At 73.6% G+C, this 17957-nt stretch carries 16 protein-coding genes; 7 read left to right on the top strand and 9 right to left on the bottom strand.

The genetic code is table 11. The features are described 5' to 3' along the window. Window positions 1-54: 54 nt before the first annotated feature. Window positions 55-483, bottom strand: coding sequence for a VOC family protein (locus tag ACQP1P_RS40675; protein ID WP_433079617.1), 429 nt, complete (start codon window positions 481-483; stop codon window positions 55-57). A gap of 595 nt (window positions 484-1078) precedes the next feature. Between ACQP1P_RS40675 and ACQP1P_RS40670 the strand changes: the two genes are divergently transcribed. Beyond that, window positions 1079-1705 (top strand): DUF899 family protein, encoded by a 627-nt coding sequence (locus tag ACQP1P_RS40670; RefSeq protein WP_433079615.1) that lies wholly within the window; start codon window positions 1079-1081, stop codon window positions 1703-1705. A gap of 282 nt (window positions 1706-1987) precedes the next feature. Here ACQP1P_RS40670 and ACQP1P_RS40665 read toward each other — a convergent pair whose 3' ends face one another. Continuing rightward, the gene (locus ACQP1P_RS40665) at window positions 1988-3571 is read right to left on the bottom strand and encodes a cellulose binding domain-containing protein (protein WP_433079613.1); all 1584 of its coding nucleotides are present in this window, start codon (window positions 3569-3571) and stop codon (window positions 1988-1990) included. A 209-nt stretch (window positions 3572-3780) separates the two neighbouring features. Here ACQP1P_RS40665 and ACQP1P_RS40660 point away from each other — a divergent pair, with 209 nt between their 5' ends. The 3 genes from ACQP1P_RS40660 (at window position 3781) to ACQP1P_RS40650 (ending at window position 7761) form a co-directional block, all read left to right on the top strand. Next, window positions 3781-4497, top strand: coding sequence for a hypothetical protein (locus ACQP1P_RS40660; RefSeq protein ID WP_433079611.1), 717 nt, complete (start codon window positions 3781-3783; stop codon window positions 4495-4497). Window positions 4498-4681: 184 nt separating this feature from the next. After that, window positions 4682-6997, top strand: coding sequence for an Hsp70 family protein (locus ACQP1P_RS40655; protein ID WP_433079610.1), 2316 nt, complete (start codon window positions 4682-4684; stop codon window positions 6995-6997). 215 nt (window positions 6998-7212) lie between these two features. After that, window positions 7213-7761, top strand: coding sequence for a DUF4142 domain-containing protein (locus ACQP1P_RS40650; protein WP_433079609.1), 549 nt, complete (start codon window positions 7213-7215; stop codon window positions 7759-7761). Window positions 7762-7809: 48 nt separating this feature from the next. Here the strand turns inward: ACQP1P_RS40650 and ACQP1P_RS40645 are convergent, their stop codons facing one another. Further along, window positions 7810-9156 carry a DUF1996 domain-containing protein gene (locus ACQP1P_RS40645; protein WP_433090318.1) on the bottom strand — a complete coding sequence of 449 codons (1347 nt, stop codon included), beginning with the start codon at window positions 9154-9156 and terminating at the stop codon, window positions 7810-7812. 222 nt (window positions 9157-9378) lie between these two features. Then, window positions 9379-10452: an FAD-dependent oxidoreductase gene (locus ACQP1P_RS40640; RefSeq protein ID WP_433079608.1), complete on the bottom strand. Its 1074-nt coding sequence runs from the start codon at window positions 10450-10452 to the stop codon at window positions 9379-9381. A gap of 199 nt (window positions 10453-10651) precedes the next feature. On the opposite strand from ACQP1P_RS40640, the gene ACQP1P_RS40635 reads away from it, so the two are divergent. Together ACQP1P_RS40635 and ACQP1P_RS40630 are read left to right on the top strand one after the other, a co-directional pair. Then, the gene (locus ACQP1P_RS40635) at window positions 10652-11272 is read left to right on the top strand and encodes a hypothetical protein (protein ID WP_433079607.1); all 621 of its coding nucleotides are present in this window, start codon (window positions 10652-10654) and stop codon (window positions 11270-11272) included. 41 nt (window positions 11273-11313) lie between these two features. After that, complete coding sequence (locus ACQP1P_RS40630; RefSeq protein WP_433079606.1) at window positions 11314-12369, top strand: glycosyltransferase; 1056 nt, start codon at window positions 11314-11316, stop codon at window positions 12367-12369. A gap of 290 nt (window positions 12370-12659) precedes the next feature. On the opposite strand, the gene ACQP1P_RS40625 is transcribed toward ACQP1P_RS40630, so the two are convergent. The 4 genes from ACQP1P_RS40625 to ACQP1P_RS40610 form a co-directional block, all read right to left on the bottom strand. After that, complete coding sequence (locus ACQP1P_RS40625) at window positions 12660-13865, bottom strand: glycosyltransferase (RefSeq protein WP_433079604.1); 1206 nt, start codon at window positions 13863-13865, stop codon at window positions 12660-12662. Between the two features lie 67 nt (window positions 13866-13932). After that, window positions 13933-14691, bottom strand: coding sequence for a response regulator (locus ACQP1P_RS40620; protein ID WP_433079602.1), 759 nt, complete (start codon window positions 14689-14691; stop codon window positions 13933-13935). Then, a complete protein-coding gene (locus tag ACQP1P_RS40615; protein ID WP_433079600.1) occupies window positions 14688-15779 on the bottom strand; it encodes a sensor histidine kinase in 1092 nt (363 codons plus the stop codon). Before ACQP1P_RS40615 ends, ACQP1P_RS40620 begins: the two co-directional genes overlap by 4 nt. After that, the gene (locus tag ACQP1P_RS40610; protein ID WP_433079598.1) at window positions 15767-16105 is read right to left on the bottom strand and encodes a hypothetical protein; all 339 of its coding nucleotides are present in this window, start codon (window positions 16103-16105) and stop codon (window positions 15767-15769) included. Before ACQP1P_RS40610 ends, ACQP1P_RS40615 begins: the two co-directional genes overlap by 13 nt. A gap of 135 nt (window positions 16106-16240) precedes the next feature. Here ACQP1P_RS40610 and ACQP1P_RS40605 point away from each other — a divergent pair, with 135 nt between their 5' ends. Further along, on the top strand, window positions 16241-16438 hold the full coding sequence (locus ACQP1P_RS40605) for a hypothetical protein (protein WP_433079596.1): 198 nt from the start codon (window positions 16241-16243) through the stop codon (window positions 16436-16438). Window positions 16439-16505: 67 nt separating this feature from the next. Here ACQP1P_RS40605 and ACQP1P_RS40600 read toward each other — a convergent pair whose 3' ends face one another. Continuing rightward, complete coding sequence (locus ACQP1P_RS40600; RefSeq protein ID WP_433079594.1) at window positions 16506-17732, bottom strand: LeuA family protein; 1227 nt, start codon at window positions 17730-17732, stop codon at window positions 16506-16508. Between the last annotated feature and the right edge of the window lie 225 nt (window positions 17733-17957).

Raw genomic sequence — 17957 nt, 5'->3', positions numbered from 1 at the left:
GCGCAGATCTGTGCGCGTTCGCCGCTCCGGAGGCGGCGCGGGTCTCCGGGTGGGTCAGGTGACCGTGGTGCCGCCCCAGGCCTCGGGCTCGACGTCGGCCAGGGTCTGCGAGAACGTCCAGCGGTGGCCGGCGAGGTCTTCGGCCTGGTACTGGCGCTCGCCGTAGGGGAACTCGGCCGGCTCCATGACGATTCGCGCACCGGCGCCGCGCGCTCGCTCACAGTGGGCGTCGATGTCGTCCACGCGCACCATGACCGCGTGCGTCACGCCCGCGCCGGGCTCGGGCGCGCGACGCTCACTGCCGTCGTCGGCGACGATGATCGCGCCTTCGCCCGCGCGCATCTGGGCGCGATGGTTTTCGCCGATGCGCACCCGCTCCGCGAAGCCGAACGCGGCCTCGAGCCAGGCGACGGCGCGGCGGACGTCCGGGTAGGTCAGGACCGGGACTACCGCGGCGTCCGGGATCGAACGGTTGGCCTTCACACCCGCGATCGTAAACGCGCGGGACCTGGTGCGCGGATGGACAGCGCTGTTCGGACGCAGTCGAACGCGGCCTCGAGCCCGGCGGCAGGGGTGATGCACGTTCGGCCTTCGGGGTGTGGCGCGCGGCCTTCGGTGTGGTGTGCGTTCGGGCGTTCCCGTCGCCGACTCCGCCAAGTTCCTGCTCGGGTGTGGTGCGTGTTCGGCGTTCGGGTGCGGTGCGCGGGTGGCTGAGGCCGAGCAGTGCTGCCGGTCGCAGTGAGTTCGGGCGGCGGTGTGGTGCGCGTTCGGCGTTCGGGTGCGGTGCGTGTTCGGGGTTCGTGTGCGGTCCGCGGGTTGCCTGAGGCCTGGCAGCGCTGCCGGTCGCAGTGAGTTCAGGCGGTGTGGTGCGCGTTCGGCGTTCGGGTGTGTGCGTTCGGCGTTCGGGTGCGGGCGGGTTGGCTGAAGCCGAGCAAGGCTGCCGCCCGAATGAGCCCGGACGGTGTTGCGCATGTGCTCGGAACGCTATCGGCCGATGGATGAAAAGAGCGTGGGGAAAGAGGGCGCTTGATGGCCCGTAAGCGCGCGGGGTGACCCGCCGGCGGGCAGAATCGGGCGCATGGAGAAGCCTCGGATTGTCTCGGTCGAGGAGTACCGCGAAGCCCGCGACGAGCTGCTCAAAGCGGAGAAGGAAGCGACCCGCCAGCTGGACGCGATCGCCGCCCGGCGCCGGCGGCTGCCGATGGTGCGGTTCGGGGAGTACACCTTCGCGAGCCCGGACGGGCCGCGCACGCTGCTGGAGCTGTTCGAGGGGCGGGACCAGCTGGTCGTGTACCAGTTCATGGACAACGGGCCCGGCCACTTCTGTCCCGGGTGCACGCAGTTCACCGACGGAATTCCGCCCACGGCCCTGGCGCCGCTCGCCGCGCGCGGTGTGAGTTGGTCGAACGTGTCCGACATGCCGCTGGAACAGATCGAAACGTACAAGGCCGAGCGCGGATGGACGGTGCCGTTCGTGTCCTCGCACGGCACCACGTTCGCCGAGGACTGCGACGCGGGGGGCGGCTTCATGCTGAGCGTGTTCCTGCGTGACGGGGACGAGGTCTACCGCACGTACAACACCACGCAGCGCGGCGTCGACCGGCTCGTGTTCATGAACAACATTCTCGATCTGACGCCGTATGGGCGGCAGGAGGACTGGGAGGACTCGCCGGTGGGCTGGCCGCAGCGCCCGACCTATGGCTGAGGTGTTCCCGCGCGCGGTGCGCCCCGCGGAGGCTGGGAGGGCCGGCCGCGGCTCCCGGCCTACGGCCGAGGTGTTCCCGCGCGCGGTGCGCTCCGCAGAGGGTGGGAGGGCTGGCCGCGGCGCCCGACCTACGGCTGAGGTGTTCCGGCGAGGGGTTCGCCCCGCGGAGGCCGGCCGGGGGACTGGGATGGGGCCGCAGCGCCCGACCTGAGGGTGAGGTGTCCCCGCGAGCGGTGCGCCCCGCGGAGGCCGGCCGGCGGTCTCCGCGGGGCGCGAACGATCTCAGCCCGTGTACGCGGCGAAGATCTTGGAGAACTCGTAGGGCGACTGCGCGATGTTCGTGCACATGTAGAGCGCCCCGTTGCAGGCGTTGCGGTCGCGGGTCTCCTCCCAGAACGACAGCATGCCGAGGTGGTTGGTCTGGGCGAACGCGACGAGCTGGCGGGCGTCGTTCTGGTCGTAGGTCCCGCCGTCGTCGTTCTTGCCCAGCATCGGGGTGACGCCCAGCATGCGCCACACCTGCGCGTCGGTCTTGCTCGGGTACAACCCCTTCAACTGCGTGAACGTCGACTGCGCGGCCTGGACCGCGAAGTTGCCGTAGTCGCCGCTGCTGCGCTGGTAGTCCATCGCCATCACGTTGACGAGGTCGAGGTTGACGCCGGCGTCGCGGGCGGAGCGCACCACGTTCACGCCGTCGGTGGTGAGGCCCTCGGGCAGCACCGGCAGGGTGAGCGAGATCTTCACGTTCGGGCGGGCGGCCTGCAGCAGGGCGAGGGCCTGCGAGCGGCGGGCGATCGTGGTCGGGTCGGCGACCGCGGCGCCCTCGATGTCGAGGTCGATGTACTTGAGGTTGTACGCGTCCACGACCGCCTGGTACTCGGCGGCGACCTGGGCCGGCGTCGAGCAGGCCTGGGCGAGCTCGATCCCGCTGGCCCCGCCGAAGGAGATCTTCACGTCGCCGCCCCGGGCGCGGATGGCGTCGATCTGGTCCTTGGCCCACGCGGCGCGCGGGTCGTACGCGTTGAACCACGACGCCTTGCACCCGGCGCTGTTGACGAACGCGAGCGTGAAGTTCTTGAGGTTGCCCGCGGTCGCCATGTCGGTGAGCGTCGGGGTCGGCCAGGCGCCCATGTCGACGTAGGGCGCGACGGCGAGCGTGGTCCCGGTGCCGCCCCCGTCCCCGCCGCCGGCCTGGGTCGTGGCGCTCACCGCGTTGGAGGCCGCCGAGGCATTGCCCGCCGCGTCGCGCGCCTTCACCGTGAAGGTGTAGGCGGTGGAGGCGGAGAGGCCGGATACGGTACCGCTCGTGCCCGTCACCGACGCCGCAAGCGTCCCGCCACGGTAGATGTCGTAGCCGGTGACCCCGACGTTGTCCGTCGACGCGTTCCAGGCCAGGCTGACGCTCGACGACGTCGTGGCCGTGACCCGCAGGCTCGCGGGCGCGCTCGGCGCCTGGGTGTCGGCCACGCCGGCGCACGAGGCGCCGTTGAGCTTGCAGTTCGCGGGCTTGCCCGAGCCGGACACCAGGAACCCGAAGGTGGCGGTGGCGCCGGGGGCGAGCGGTGCGTTGTACGACCTGTTGTTCGCGACCACGTGGGTGCCGCTCTGGCTCATGAGCGCGTCCCAGTAGCTGCCCAGCGTCGAGCCCGACGCCAGGTCGAACTCGACCTTCCAGGTGGAGACGGTGGCGGCCGTCCCGTTGGTGATCGTGTACTTCGCCTGGTAGCCGCTGCCCCAGTCGGAGTCGTAGCTCAGTGTCGCGGTCAGGGAGCCGGCGGCCTGCGCCGGCGTCGTGATCGCCGCGATGCCGCCCGCGGTCACGAGGACCGCCGCGGCCGCGAGGGCGATCCGGAGTCGGGATGTCATCACTGCCTCCAGACAAGACAGGTACCTATTGAGGCACAACGATAAAGAAAGTTAACTAAAAGTCAATGCCCGGCCGCGGCTCCTGGGCCGGGCAGGGCGGTGGCATCGGGTGACGCGCAGGGTGAGCGGCCCTCCGCAAGGGTGACGTGGAGCGTTGCCCAGTGTGAGGCTTCGATGTGCGAGCGGCCCGCGTGCGGCATGATGTGCCGATGGGACGGCACGAGCAGCGGCAGCGGACGGCGGTCCGCATCGTCCGCGACCCGCGCCGCGCCGTGCCCTGGTGGCCCTGGCTGCTGCCGCCCCTGGGCCTCGTGCTGTTCGCGGCCGGTGTCGCCGCGGGGCTGGTCGCGACCGGGATGCTGCTGGTGGCGGTCGGGGCCTGCACACGGTACGGATTCGGCGGCGTCCGCATCGAAGGCTCCGCGGTCCCCGAGTGGCAGGCGGCCGAGGCGGCGCTGCGTGAGGTGCGGCTGCGCTGGCCCACGCTCGGGGCGATGGCCGAGCCCGCGGACATCCGGCCGACGCTCGACCTCACGCGGTACAACATCGCGCGCCTCATCGCCGCCCGGGTCGGCCTGCGCGGGAATCTCGCCGAGCTGCGCGCGACGCGCGAGGATCTCGGGGCCGGGCACCTGCGCGACGAGCTGGACGAGCGGATCGAGGCGGCCGAAGATCGGCTGCGGGACCTCGACGCCCAGCTCGCGGCGCGTACGGCGGCGCTCGGGCGGCTCGCCGCGGCGCTCGGCGCGCACGAGCGGCGCGAGGTCGCCGCGGCCCGGGCCCGGGTGCTGCTGGCCCGGACGGGCGAGATGCCCGGCTCCATCCTCCTGGCCGACCCGCTCGCCGAGGTGGGGGAGCGGACGGCGGCCACGCTCGCGGCGTACCGGGAGCTGTCCGAGCTGCGCCCGCCGCCGTCCGAGGCGTGAGCGGGAGCGGTCCAGCAACGGTGATCGCGGCGGAGCCGTCCGAGGCGTGATCCCGGCGGCGCTGTCGAGGCGTGATCGCGGGGCGGCCGCGGCGGGGCTGATCGGCGGGGAGCTGTACGAACTGCGACCGTCACCGTCCGAAACGTGATCGTAGGGGGCGGTCCCGGCGAACTACGATGAGGCCATGTCACCGGCCTTCGGGCTCGGGATCGACTTCGGCACGTCGAACACGGTTGCTCTGATGCGCTGGCCGGACGGCCGGGTCAGGCCAATGCTGTTCGACGCCAACCCGTTGCTCCCGTCCGCCGTCTTCGCCCCGACCAAGCCGGGCCCGGCCTCCGCCGAGCCCGGGTCCGACCTTGTCGTGGGTGGCGACGCGCTGCACCATGCGCGGTTCGACCCCGCGGGGCTGGAGCCCAACCCGAAGCAGCACATCGACGAGCAGGCCATCCTCCTCGGCGAGCGGGAGGTGGCCGTCGTCGATCTCGTCGCGGCCGTCCTGCGGTTCGTGTTCGCCGAGGCCAAGCGCGTCGCGGGCTCGGAGGACTTCGCCGTGGCGATCGCGCACCCGGCCGGCTGGGGCACCCGGCGCCGGGCCGTGCTCGCCGAGGCCGCGAAGCGCGCCGGGCTCGGCACCGCGCTGCTCGTGCCCGAACCCGTCGCGGCGGCGCACGCGTTCACGGCGGTGCTCGGGCAGCAGGTGCCGACCGGCAAGGCGCTCGTCGTCTACGACCTCGGCGCCGGCACGTTCGACGCCAGCGTGGTCGTGCGCCGGCCCGCCGGGTTCGAGGCGGTCGCGGTCGACGGGCTCACCGACGTCGGCGGGCTCGACATCGACGCGACCATCGTGCGGTGGCTCGGCGAGCGGTACTCCCCGAAAGACCCCGAGCTCTGGACCCGCCTCGCCGACGCCCAGGACCCCGAGTCGCTGCGGCACCGCCGGATGCTCTGGCACGACGCCCGCGTCGCCAAGGAGATGCTCTCGCGCGCGCCCGCGGTCGTGCTGCAGATGCCGGCCCCGCTCGACGTCGACGCGCAGCTGACCCGCGACGAGTTCGAGGCGGCCGCGAAGCCCCTGCTCGAGCGCACCGTGTTCACCACCGCCGCGCTCATCCGCCAGGCCGGCATCGCCCCGCAGGACGTGGCCGGCGTCCTGCTGGTCGGCGGCGGCAGCCGCATCCCGCTCGTGGCGACCATGCTGCACCGCGCGCTGAACGTGGCCCCGACGATCACCGAGCAGCCCGAGATCGTGGTGGCCGAGGGCTGCCTGCTCTCGCTGTCGGCCCCGCCCGCGGACGGCACCGGCGAGGGCTCCCCGCTCTGGCCCGCCGCGGCGGCGGCCGCCGCCCCCTACGCCTCGATGGCCGCGGGCCCGTCCTCGCCCGCGCCCTCCCTGTCCTCGCCGATCGCCCCGGCGGCCTCGAACGCGCCGGCCGCCTCGAACGCGCCGGCCCGCTCGACCATGCCGCAGCCCGTGGCCGCCCAGCCGACGCCGATGGCAGCGCAACCGACCGCGGACCAGGCGGGGACCGACCCGGGCGTCATGTGGCCGGACCGGGACGCCGCCGCGGCCGCGGGCTTCAGCATGCCGCCGGCGGCGTCGACATCCGCGCCGCCCGCCGGGTACGCCCCGACGTCTGCGCCGCCCGCGGGGCACGTGCCGACGTCCGCGCCGCCCGCCGCCTACGGGGCGCCGGTCTCGGCTCCGCCCGTGTCCGGTGCCCCGGCCGGAAGGGTCTACCAAACCGGCTCATACCCGACCGTGCAGCCGCCACAAGGACAACCATTCCAGGCTCAGCCGCCGCAGGGGCAGCCGCAGCACGGGCAGCCGCAGCAGGGGCGGCCGTCGGTGCCGCGGTACGTGCCGCCGCCGCCCGTTCCGGTTGGGGCTCCGGTCTCGCCGGGGCCGTCGAGCCGAGTCGTGCCCGTGTACGACGATCGGCCCCCGGCGCCCCGCAAGGGTGGCCGCAACTGGCTCAACGCGCTGCTCGTCGTCATCGCGCTGATCGCCCTCGCCGGCGCGGGCACCACGGTCTACCTGGTCGGGCTCGGCGACAAGGACAAGCCCGCCGCCAACGGTCAGTCCCCGGCGCCGCGGACGTCCGCGAACCCGGGCGACAACGGCGCCGCCGGCGGGGGTGCCTCGGACGGGGCCGGGACCGGGATCGGGGCCGGCACGGGGACCGACACCGGGACGAACGAGTCGCACGCCCCGGCGACCACGGCCACGAAGACCGAGACGATCACGGCCCCCGACGTCTCCGGCGACTACATCGACTATGCCAAGCAGCAGTTCCGCGACAAGGGGTTCACGGGCAGCTTCAAGGTCGTCAAGAAGGCGACCGACGACCCGGACCAGATCGACCACGTACTGTCGCAGGACCCGAAGGCGAACACCAAGGTGGCCAAGAACGGCACCGTGACGCTGACGATCGGCTCGCAGCCCGCCCCGCCGTCGAGCCACCCGCCGACGAACACCCCACGCCCGACCGCGACCTGAGCCGCGCCCGCCGGGCAAGCGCCAACGCCTCGCCGGGTGCACTGTCGGCGCCCGCCGAGGCCTGGGCCAGTGCCTCGCCCGTGCAGTGCCAGGGCTCGGCGGGTGAGGGCCAGTGCTCCGCCGGGCGCCCAGCGGCGCATTGCAACCGAGGAGGCCGTTTCGCGGCCGTGGGCCCGGCAACCATGACAACCAAGATCGCTTCACGGGAGGTTGTCATGCGATTGCCGATGCTTGCGGCCGCGGTGCTCGGCGCCGCGCTGCTCGGAGGCTCGCCGGCCCAGGCCGCGCCCGGGGACGAGCCGGGGGACGCGCCCGGGGCACTGTCGGCCCAGGACTCCGCGTTCGTGACGGCGGCCGGGTACGCCGGGAACTTCGAGGTCGCCGGGGGCTCGCTCGCGCGGGCGCGCGGCTCCACACAGGCCGTCAAGGACTTCGGAACGCGGATGATCAGCGACCACAACCGGGCCGGCACCAGGCTGGCGATGCTGGCCAAGGCGAACGGCATGACGACGCCGGACCTGCTCGACTCGGCGCAGCAGAACATCCTCACCGCGTGGTCGCGGCTGGACGGGCTGCTGTTCGACTGCGCGTACGTGCCGGCCGAGTACCTCGACCACGTCGGGGCGATCGGGCTCTTCGAGAACGAGGCGGCCCACGGCGACAACGCCGACCTCGTCGCGTTCGCCCGGGAGACGCTGCCGACGCTGCAGGAGCACAAGCGGATGATCACGACGGCGCTCAGTGCGCTGGACTGCAACGGATAGGACGAAGGCCCGCCCTCGGACGAGGGCGGGCCTTGCCTGGCGCGACGGTTACGGCAACACGTAGTTCTCGTTGAGCGCGGCGCCGCGGTCCGGCTTGTACTGGTCGAAGCCGCGCGGGTCGCACTGCAGGCCACCGTTGATGCAGTGGTCCGAGAGGGCCTTCAGGGTCGGGGCGTCCCACGCGTTGTAGAAGTCGTAGTGGAAGGAGTACCCGCGGCCGCTGGAGAAGTGCACGTTGGCCATGTTGCCGCTGACCGGCCAGGCCATCTTGAACTCGATCATCGGCACGGCGACCGGGTGGTCCTGCGGGCAGACGCCCACGACCGGGTACGCCATGTGCGACTTGTGGTCCGGCGTGTCCAGGTGAATGCCGTCCCAGCAGCTGGGGGCCTGGAGCCGGACGTTGAGCTGGCTGCCGGCCACGCAGTTGGCGGGGATGTCCCACTGGTTGGTGAGGTCACCGCACTCGAAGCCCTCGACGTGGCCCGGGTTGTTGCGGAAGTCGTCGATCGTCGCGGACGGGCTGCCCACGACGTAGCGCAGGCCGGCCGGGAACGGGCGGACGCTGCGGTAGTCGAGCACGCCGCTCTTGTAGTAGATGACCTGGCGGCCGACCGGCTGCACGGCGGTGTCGCCGTTGAGCAGGGTGGGCATCCAGTAGGCGCTCTTGTCGCCCGGCGTGATGCACGCGGTGCCGCCGGCCTGCAGCGAGGCGAGGGTCGTGTTCGCGTTGGTGGTGGTGTTGCCCATGAACGTGTGCGAGTGCGACGCGCCCGGCAGGCCGAAGAACACGATCGGGTCGTCCGGCAGGTTGCTGCGGCTCACCGAGCAGTTGGCCTGGAACTCGTGGTGGGTCGTCGGCGGGTTGGTGGGCGGCGGGGTGGCCGTCGACGGGACCACGCCGGTGACCGGCGGGTTGGCCATGACGTAGCCGGGGCCGTCCGAGGCCGGCGGGGTGGTGCCGGAGGTGCCGTAGACCTTGAACTCGTACAGCGAGTAGCCGTAGCCGGTGCCGCGCTGGGTGCCGTACATGCGCACGTAGCGGCCCGAGCCGGTGACGTTCAGGGTCTGGGTGCCGCCGGTGCTCGTGGTGGTGCTGTAGATGCTGGTCCAGGCGTTGCCGTCGGGCGAGGTCTGGATCTGGAAGGCCTTCGCGTAGGCGGCCTCCCACTGCAGCACGACCTGGGAGATGGTGCTGGTCGAGCCCAGGTCGACCCGCAGCCACTGCGGGTCGCTCCACTGGCTGGACCAGCGGGTGGCGTTGTTGCCGTCGAAGGCGGCGGCGGCCGGGGACTCGCCCAGCTCCGTGGAGGAGGCGAGCGCCGGCTTGTTCTGCGACAGCAGGGTGGCGGTGGCCGCGTTGGCGGACGTCAGCTGGAACGCGCCGACGACCATCGACGCCACGACAGCCGTGGTGACTCCGATGGGGATAGCGATGCTTCTGAGGCGTCTGGTACGCAATGCAGCTCCCAGGGGTGTGGGGTGTGCCGTTCGCCGGTGGCGGTCCGGCTGGGTGCGCGCTCTCGGAGAGCGCTCTCCCATGTTGCGCCCGCTCCGCCGACCCGTCAATACGTAGGGCGTGCCTGATGCCTCGTAACCGCGCAAATAGGGCAGAGTTCAGCCGAATTTCAGGCGCGGACGGAGAGCGCTCTCCATCTCGAGCCCGGTCGCGGTGATGCGCGACCGGCCCGGGTGCGGCGTCGGCGACCAGAGATCGTGCCCGGCGTCCTCCAGCACGTTCTCGGCCGCGAGCAGGCCGGACAGGATGCTGCCGGCCTGGGTCGCGCCCGGCCGCCCCAGCACCTGCAGGCCCTCGATCGGCGCGACCGGCCCGGGCTGGTGCGTCGCCTGGCTCTTCGGCACCCGCAGCGCCACGGCGTCGAGGATCTCCTGCGCCGCCACGACCCCGATGGCGGCGATCTCCGCGCGGGCGAGCGCGACGTACCGCTCGTCGTGCCACCGCCAGCGGTCGTCGTCGCCGCAGCGGTACTCCAGCGCCAGCACCGTCTCGCGCTCGCCCCGCTTGGCGGCCGGCACCCAGTTGTCGAAGTTCGTGACGCGCTCGGTGCGCAGCCCCGGGTCGGGCACGTCGATCCAGGTGTCGCCGAAGACCGACTCGGCGCTCGTGTGCAGGTAGACCACGACGGTGTAGCGGTACGCGGGCCGGGCGCCGGGCGGCGGCATCGAGGAGATCACGTGGTCGTGCTCGCGGACCTCGCCGGAGTTGAGCCGCACGCCGGTGACCCGGGTGCCGTCCAGCGCCAGGCCCGCGACGGGCGCGTCGAGGTGGACGCGGCCGCCGTGGCGCTCGGCGAACGCGCACATCCGCGCGTACACCTCCCCGGGCCCCTGCCGCGGATGCGCGAACGCCGGTGCGGGCCGGCGCAGGAACCGGTCGGCGAGGGGGCGCGGGTCGCGGTGCAGCCGGCCGTCGCGGTAGGTCCGCACGCGCGGCTCGACCATCTCGTACGCGCCGCCGGCGGCCTCCAGCCACAGCTCGTTGACCCGCGGGTCGGTGCTGGAGAAGTGCTGCGGGCCGATGCCGACCGTCTGCCCCCACAGGTCGATCGAGCGGGCCATCCCGCCGACGCCGCCCGAGGCCTCGTACACGTCGACCTCGACGCCCGCCCGGGCCAGGCAGTAGGCGGCGGTGGCGCCCGCCGGCCCGGCGCCGATCACCGCGACGCGCATGCGCTCCCCATGGCCACGAGTTCGACCGCCCGCCGGCTCGGGACGAAGCCTCTCACGCCGTGGGACGCTACCGGACTTCATCCCACTTTGGGCGATTTGTGCATAACTCAACGTATTTGAGCTGATACGGTCCGTGCGTACCGGAAGATCCGGCCCGTCGCCGGCCGGGCGCGTACCGGCCAACCCGAGAGGAACCCCCATGCGCTGCCTGACAGTGGCCGGCACGACCCTCGCCGGCCTCACGATCGCCACCGCCCTCGGCTCCGCCGCGCTCGCCGAGCCGGTCCCGTCCGTCAGCCCGTCCGTCAGCCCGTCCGTCAGCCCGTCCGTCAGCCCGTCCGCCGGTCCGTCGCCCAGCCCGGCCCAGTCCGAGCCGCAGCCGACGCCCAGCAACGGCGAGGTCGACAACCAGAACCCGGTCGCCGGCGGCACGGTCGTGGTCACCGGCCACGGCTTCCAGCCGTTCGAGACGGTCAGCTTCGACGTGAACACCGAGGCGGCGCGGGCCGAGGCCCTCATCCACCTCGCCACCGCGCAGGCCGACGCGGCCGGCGACGCCACCGCCACCGTCCGGATCCCGGCGGGCCTCACCGGCCAGCTGCCGATCAAGCTCACCGGCCAGACCTCCGGCGTCACCGTCACCGTCGCGGTGACCGTCGCCCCAGGCCGGGCCGCCGCGATGCCGGGCCTGCCGGTCACCGGGCCCGGCGCGCTCGCCTACACCGCGGCCGGTCTCGCGTTCGTCGTCGGCGGCGCCGCCTTCGTCACCGTCGCCCGCCTGCGCCGCACCGCCCACGTCGCGGCCCACGCGTCGCGATGAACCCACCGCGGGCCGTGCACGTCCGGGCGGCCGGAGCGCGGATGAACACGCCGCGAATCCTGCACGTGACCGGGGCCATGGGCGGCGGGACGGCGGCCGCGATCGCCGAGTTCGCCCGCTCGACGCCGCAGTACGAGCACCATGTGCTCGGCCGCGTCCGCCCCGGCAGCGCGACGGCGACGGCCGCCGACTTCGCCGCGAGCCACCCGGCCGGGCGCGGGCCCGCCGGCTTCGTGCTGGCCGTGCGCCGCGCGGTCGCCCGCGCCCGCCCCGCCGTCGTGCACCTGCACTCGTTCTGGGCCGGGCTCGTCGGCCGGCTGCTGCTGGACCCCGGCGGCCCCGCCGTCGCCTACACCCCGCACTGCTTCGCCTTCGAGCGCGACCCCGCCACCGCCCCGCCCGGCCTCGTGCGCGCCGCCCGCCGGGCCGAACGGGCGCTGGCCGGGCGGACCCGCCTGGCGATCTGCGTGAGCCCGCGCGAGGCCGACCTGGCCGCGGCGCTGGGCCTGGCCGCCGTGCACGTGCCGAACACCACCCGCGTCCGGGGGCCCCGGGAGCTGCCCGCCGACCCGGCCCCGGAGGTGGTCACCGTCGGGCGGATCGGCGCCCGGAAGGACCCGCACTTCCTGCTGCGCGTCAAGGCCCTCGTCACCGCCGACGCGGCCTGGACCTGGGTCGGCGGCGGCGACCCGGCGCTGGAGGCGCAGCTGCGCGCGGCCGGCGTCGAGGTCACCGGCTGGCTGCCGCCGGACCGGGTCGGCGACCGCCTCGCCGCCGCCGGCGCCTACCTGCACACCGCGGCCTGGGAAAGCTGCCCGCTCGCGCTGCTGGAGGCGGGCGCGGCCGGGCTGCCGCTCGTGGCCCGCAGCATCCCGGCGCTGGACTCGCTCGGCCTCGACCCGGCGCTGCGCACCCCCGAGCAGGTCGCCGCCGAGCTGGAGCTGGTGCTGCGCACCGGACAGCCGAGCCGGCCCCGGCTGCAGGAGGCGTTCGCGGCCCGGCACACCCCGCAGGCCCAGGCGTCGGCGCTCACCGCCGCCTACGAGTGGCTGCTCGACACGGCCGCGCGGGCCGGCGTCCCGGTCCCGGTGGGGTGAGGCGGGGGCGCGTCGTGCAGGTGGTCAACGCCGGCCATGAGTGCCACGGGAAGGCGCGGCCGTGACAGTCGCGGTTTCGATCGTCGTGCCGGTCCACGACGTCGAGCGGCGCGTTGGCCGGGCGCTCGCCGCGCTGCTGGCCCTGCGGGTCCCGCACGCCGCCTCCCGCAACCGCGGCGCCCGGCACGCCGACACCTTCCACCTGGCCTTCCCGGCCCGCCACCGGCTCGGCGGCCTGTCCCCGGCCTTGCGTGACCGACCGGCACCGGCTCGGGGCCGGTCGCGCTCCCTCAGAGACGCTGGGGGACCCGCAGGCCCAGGTCGTGGTAGGCCGCGTCGATCACGGTCGCGTAGGAGGCGATCATCCGCGTGTGGCTGAACCGCTCGCGGCTGCCGAGCAGCCGCGGCGTGAACTCCGCGCGCCGGTCGACCGCCTCCGACCAGCCCGCCGCGATCGCGTCCGGGTCCGGCGCCGTGATCAGGCCGTGCCCGGCGACGATGATCGCGGTGTCGCCGATGTCGGTCGACACCGGCACCGCGCCGCACATCGCCCCCTCGATGAGGCACAGCGGGGCCGCCTCGCCGCTGGTGGACGTCAGGGCGACGACGTCGCTGGCGGCGTACACCACCTCCATGTCGCGGCGGATGCCCATCAGGTGCAGGCGGGACAGGAACCGCGGCTCGTCGCCGAAGAGGTCGTTGAGCATCCCGCACAGCTCGCCGTTGGCCGTGGTCATGCCCGCGCCGCACATGAGGACGTGCCCGTTCGGCTCGCGCTCGAGGTAGCGGCGCGCGGAGGCCAGGAACAGCGGGATGTTCTTCATCGGGTCGTAGCGGGCGGCGAGGGTGACGACCTCGGCCTTCGCCGGCACGCCGAGCGAGCGGCGCAGCGCGGCCCGCCGCCGGGCCGGCACCGGCTGGAAGCGCGTCAGGTCGACGCCGTTCGGGATGACCTTGAGCAGCCGGGACGGGATGCCCGCGGCCTCGTAGGCCGAGCGCGTCGACTCCGCGCAGCAGATCGCCGCGGCCACCCGCCCGTCGGCGACGGCGGTGCGGAACTCGGCCAGCGCGCTGCCCTGGTTCTCCGGGTCGGAGCGGTGCAGGCAGACCACGACCGGCCGGCGCGGGAAGCCGGGCTGGTTCACCAGCCGCAGCGGCTGCTCCTTGAGCGACAGGATGATGTCGGCCCGCTCCGCGTGCGCGAACGCGGTCGCGACCTCGGACGGGCTGAAGGTCTTGCGGGCCGCGGTGTCGCCCCCGATGCGGCGGCCCAGCGGGCGCACGTCGACGCCGATCGAGCTCAGCGACCGGTAGCTCGCGTCGTCCTCCATGCGCTGCAGCAGCGTCTCGCGGCGCATGGCCGCATAGATGCTCAGCACCGAATGGCGCTGGCTCCCCCCGGTGTGCAGCCCGGCCACGACCGTGGTGTGCAGGGCCCGGGCACCGCCGGAGAAAAAGCCCTCATAGATCGACATCACGCGCAGTTGGCTAGTCACGGGCAAATCATCACCCGCGGTGGGCGTCCTGTCAGGTTGAACCAGTGAACTGTGCGTTTCGGGGAAGTCACGGATTAGGTGAGGCCGTCCCTCGATACGGTGCGTCGCCGCCGCCATCCGGTGAGTCGTCCGACCGGCCCGGACGCGCCGCCCGCACGTCGCCACCATCGCCCCGGACGGTGACCAGCCCGGCCTCGTAGGCCAGGATCACCAGCTGCACCCGGTCCCGCACGCCGGTCTTGGCGATCGCCCGCGTGACGTGCGTCTTCGCGGTGAGCGGGCTGATGAACAGGGCCCGCGCGATCTCCTCATTGGACAGTCCACTCGCGACGAGCCGCACCACCTCGGCCTCCCGCGCGGTGAGCGCCACCAGCCGCCGCCCGCCGCCCGGCACCGGCCGCCGCGCGAACTCGGTCACCACCCGGGCCGTGACGCTCGGTGACAGCAGCGCCTCGCCCGCCGCCACCACCCGCACCGCCCGGCGCAGCTCGTCTGGCTCGACCTCCTTGGTGAGGAACCCGCTCGCGCCCGCCCGCAGCGCGGCGAACACGTGGTCGTCGGTCTCGAACGTCGTCAGCACGATCACCCGCGTCCCACCGAGCGCGGGGTCGGCGCAGATCCGCCCGGTCGCGGCGATGCCGTCGAGCCCCGGCATCCGGATGTCCATGAGCACCACGTCGGGGCGGCACTGCCGGGCCGCGCGCACGGCCTCGTCGCCGGTGCCGGCCTCCGCCACCACCTCGATGTCCCGGCCGCGCCGCAGGAGACTGGCGAACCCGGCCCGTACGAGGGCCTGGTCGTCGGCGAGCAGGACGCTGACGGTCATGCCGGGATCCTCGCCTGGACGCGGAACCCGCGCTCGAGCGCCCCCGCGGAGAAAGCGCCCCCGAGCGCCGCGACCCGCTCGGCCAGCCCGCGCAGCCCGTGCCCGGCCGGCGCCGTACCGCGGCCCGCCCCGTCGTCCTGGACGACGACCTCCACCCACGGTCCATAGTGGACGCGCACGGTCACGCGCCCGGCCCCCGCGTGCTTGACGACGTTCGTGAGCGCCTCCCGCACCACCGCCGCGGCCACGAGCCGCACCGGCAGCGGCACCGCGTCCGCGTCGCCCTCGACGTCCAGCCGCGCGTCCAGCCCGGTCGCCCGTACCCCGGCGACGAGGTCCTCCAGCGCCGGCGGCGCGACGGGCGGGACGACGCCGTCGCCGCCGGTGGTGCGCAGGACGCTCACGAGCGCGGACAGGTCGGCCATCGCGCGGCGGCGGATGTCCTGGGCGAGCCGCAGGGCCGCGCGGGCCTCGCCCGGGTCGGCGTCGAGCGCGTCCGCGGCGACGTTGACGTGCACGCCCACCACCGCGAGGGTGTGCGCCACCGCGTCGTGCACCTCCTGGGCGAGCCGCAACCGCTCGGCCGTGCGCTGCTCGTCCAGCTCGACGCGCAGGCGCCGCAGGGACTCGTCCTGCCAGCGGCGCCAGTTGCGGTACGACACCGCGACCGCGAGCGCCGCGGACAGCCACAGCGCGTCGATCCCGACGGCCGCCCCGGCCGCGCGGGCGGAGTGCCCGAGCGTGGTCCAGTCGAGGTTGAACGCGCACAGGGCGTGCCCGGCGGCGATCGCGACGACAGCGGTCGTACGGCGGGTCAGCGCCGCGGACGCGTACAGCAGCGTCGCCGGCCACAGCCAGCCCGCGTCGGTGAGGTGCGCGAGGCGCAGCGCCATGATGCTCGCGACGGCCAGGCCGAGCGCGCCGAGCGGGAAGCGCCGCTGCACCCACACCAGCGCGAACAGCGTCCCCGCCAGGCTGAGCGGCCCCGGCGCGGCGAGCGGGGCCCCCGTGGCCGCGGCGACGCTGAGCACCCCGAGCACGGTGACGACCCCGAACGCGGCCGTGGTGGCGCGGGTCAGTGGTTGCATCGGACCACCGTCACACGTCCGCCGGCCTCGCTCGCACTGTGCCCGCCGGTTCCGTTCGCGCCGTGTGCGCCGGCCTCGCTCGCGCCGTGTGCGCCAGCCTCGCTCGCGCCGTGTGCGCCGGATCCATTCGCGCTGTGCGCGCCGGTTCCGCTCGCGCCTTGTACGCCGGCCTCGCTCGTGCCGTATGCGCCGGTTCGGTCCGCGCCGTGTCCGAGTTCCGGCGTGCCGGAGGTGAACAGCACCCCGATGAGCGCGGTGGCCAGCCCGATGACCAGCCCGGTGAGCATCCGCTGCGTCGCCTCGTGCCGGTGTGTCGTCTCGTCCATGGCTGTGACGCTAGGGGCCGGCGCGCCTGCCGTCGTCGTCCGCGCGCAGACACCGGGTCGTACACCAATTGGTGTACGACCCGGTCCCCGTTGCCCGGGTGGGTGCCGCCCGGGGGCGCGGATAGCTTGGCTGATATGGGAAACGCCCGCCGCTGCGGCAAGCTCGCCGTCCTGGCCAACCCCGCCTCCCGCATCCCGGTGTGGATGGAGTGCGCCGTGCACCGGTTCACGCCCCTGCAGATCGACCGCCGCTACGCCGGGATCGTCGAGCTGGAGTTCTCCCACGAGGAGACGTTGCGGCTGGGCTGGATCGTCGAATACGCCATGCTCTGAACCATCCCGGCTCTGAACCATCCCGGCTCTGGAACATTCCGGCTCTGGAACCTTCCGGGGTAGAGCCCTAGAACATGCCGGGGTACAGCAGGGACAGCTCCTGCGGGTAGGCGGCGATCAGCCGCAGCTCGTCGTCGGTCAGCGGCCGCCCGGTGCTCGCGTTGACCAGCTGGACGAGCTGGAACGTGCGGGTCTCGTCGGTGACCTCGACGCCGAGGTCGTCCATGACGTGCCGGAAGCCGGCCAGCCCGCCGTACTCCCCGGTCAGCACGATCCGCCCCGCCCGCGCGTGCCGGTCCCGCGGGTGCGGCCCGAGCAGCTCCTCGTCGTAGAGCTCGTAGTTGCGATGGTCCTTGAGCGCCCCGTCGGCGTGGATGCCGGACTCGTGCGCGAACGCGTTCGGCCCGACGCCGGGCTGGTTGTTGGGCAGGGGCTGGCCGAACGCGTACGCGGCCCAGCCCGCGAAGCGCCGCGCCCACGTCAGGTCGAGCTCGTCGCCGATCCGCGCATCCTCCGGCACGCCGAAGCCGTGGCGCAGCGCCAGGATGCACGAGATCAGGTCCGCGTTGCCGGAGCGCTCGCCGATGCCGTTGACGCAGGTGTTGATCCAGGCGTCCTGCCCGGCGGCCAGGTCGCCGAACGCGCCCGCGAGCGAGTTCGCCACGGCCATGCCGAGGTCGTTGTGGCAGTGCGTCTCGATCGGCATCCCGGCCGCGCCGGCCAGCTTGGCGAAGCGCTCCCCGATGCGGCCGGGGGTGTCGCCGCCGATCGTGTCGCAGTACCGCAGCCGGTCCGCCCCGGCCTCCTTCGCCGCGAGCGCGAACTCGGTGAGGAAGCCCTCGTCGGTGCGCGAGCCGTCCTCGGCGTTCACCCCGACCGTCTGCGCCCCCGCCGCCTTGGCCGCGCGCACGGCCGCGACCGTCTCACGGATCAGCGCGTCCCGGTCGAGCCGGCCGCGGAACTTGTTCTGCAGCATCTGGTCGGACGTGGAGATGGAGAGGTTGTAGTGGCGCAGCCCGAGCCCGGCGGAGCGCTCGACGTCGGCGACGACCGCCCGGCACCACCCCGACAGCCGCAGCGAGCCGAACGCGCCGGCCTGCTCGAGGGCGGTCTGCGCGCGCACGTACGGCACCTCGTGGAACAGGAACGGGAACCCGATCTCGGACTGCGCCACCCCCAGCCGGCCGAGATAGAAGTTCACCATGGTCTTGCCGAACTTCGACAGCCCGGTCCGGGCCGTCTGCACCCCGTCGCGGTTGGTGACGTCGAGGAAGTGAATCCGAGGCGTTGACATGGGTCCAGGTTGACTGTCGGATCTGATTTGTGTCAACGTTGACGAAAATCAACATGCCTGACGTCGCACGTGCAAGCTCATCGACCTCGGCTAAGTCAAGATCTCCGAGAGGCGTCGCGCGCGTGCAAGCTCGTCGGCTTCGGCTAGGTCGAGATCTCCGAGGTGCGTCGCGCGCGTGCAAGCCCGTCGACTTCGGCCAGGTCGGGAAATCCGAGATGCATCCCG

It is taken from the genome of Dactylosporangium sp. CA-052675 (assembly GCF_050947935.1).
Lineage (GTDB): Bacteria > Actinomycetota > Actinomycetes > Mycobacteriales > Micromonosporaceae > Dactylosporangium.
Note: the sequence above shows the minus strand (reverse complement) of the source record. Positions and strands in the feature narration are given on the sequence as shown.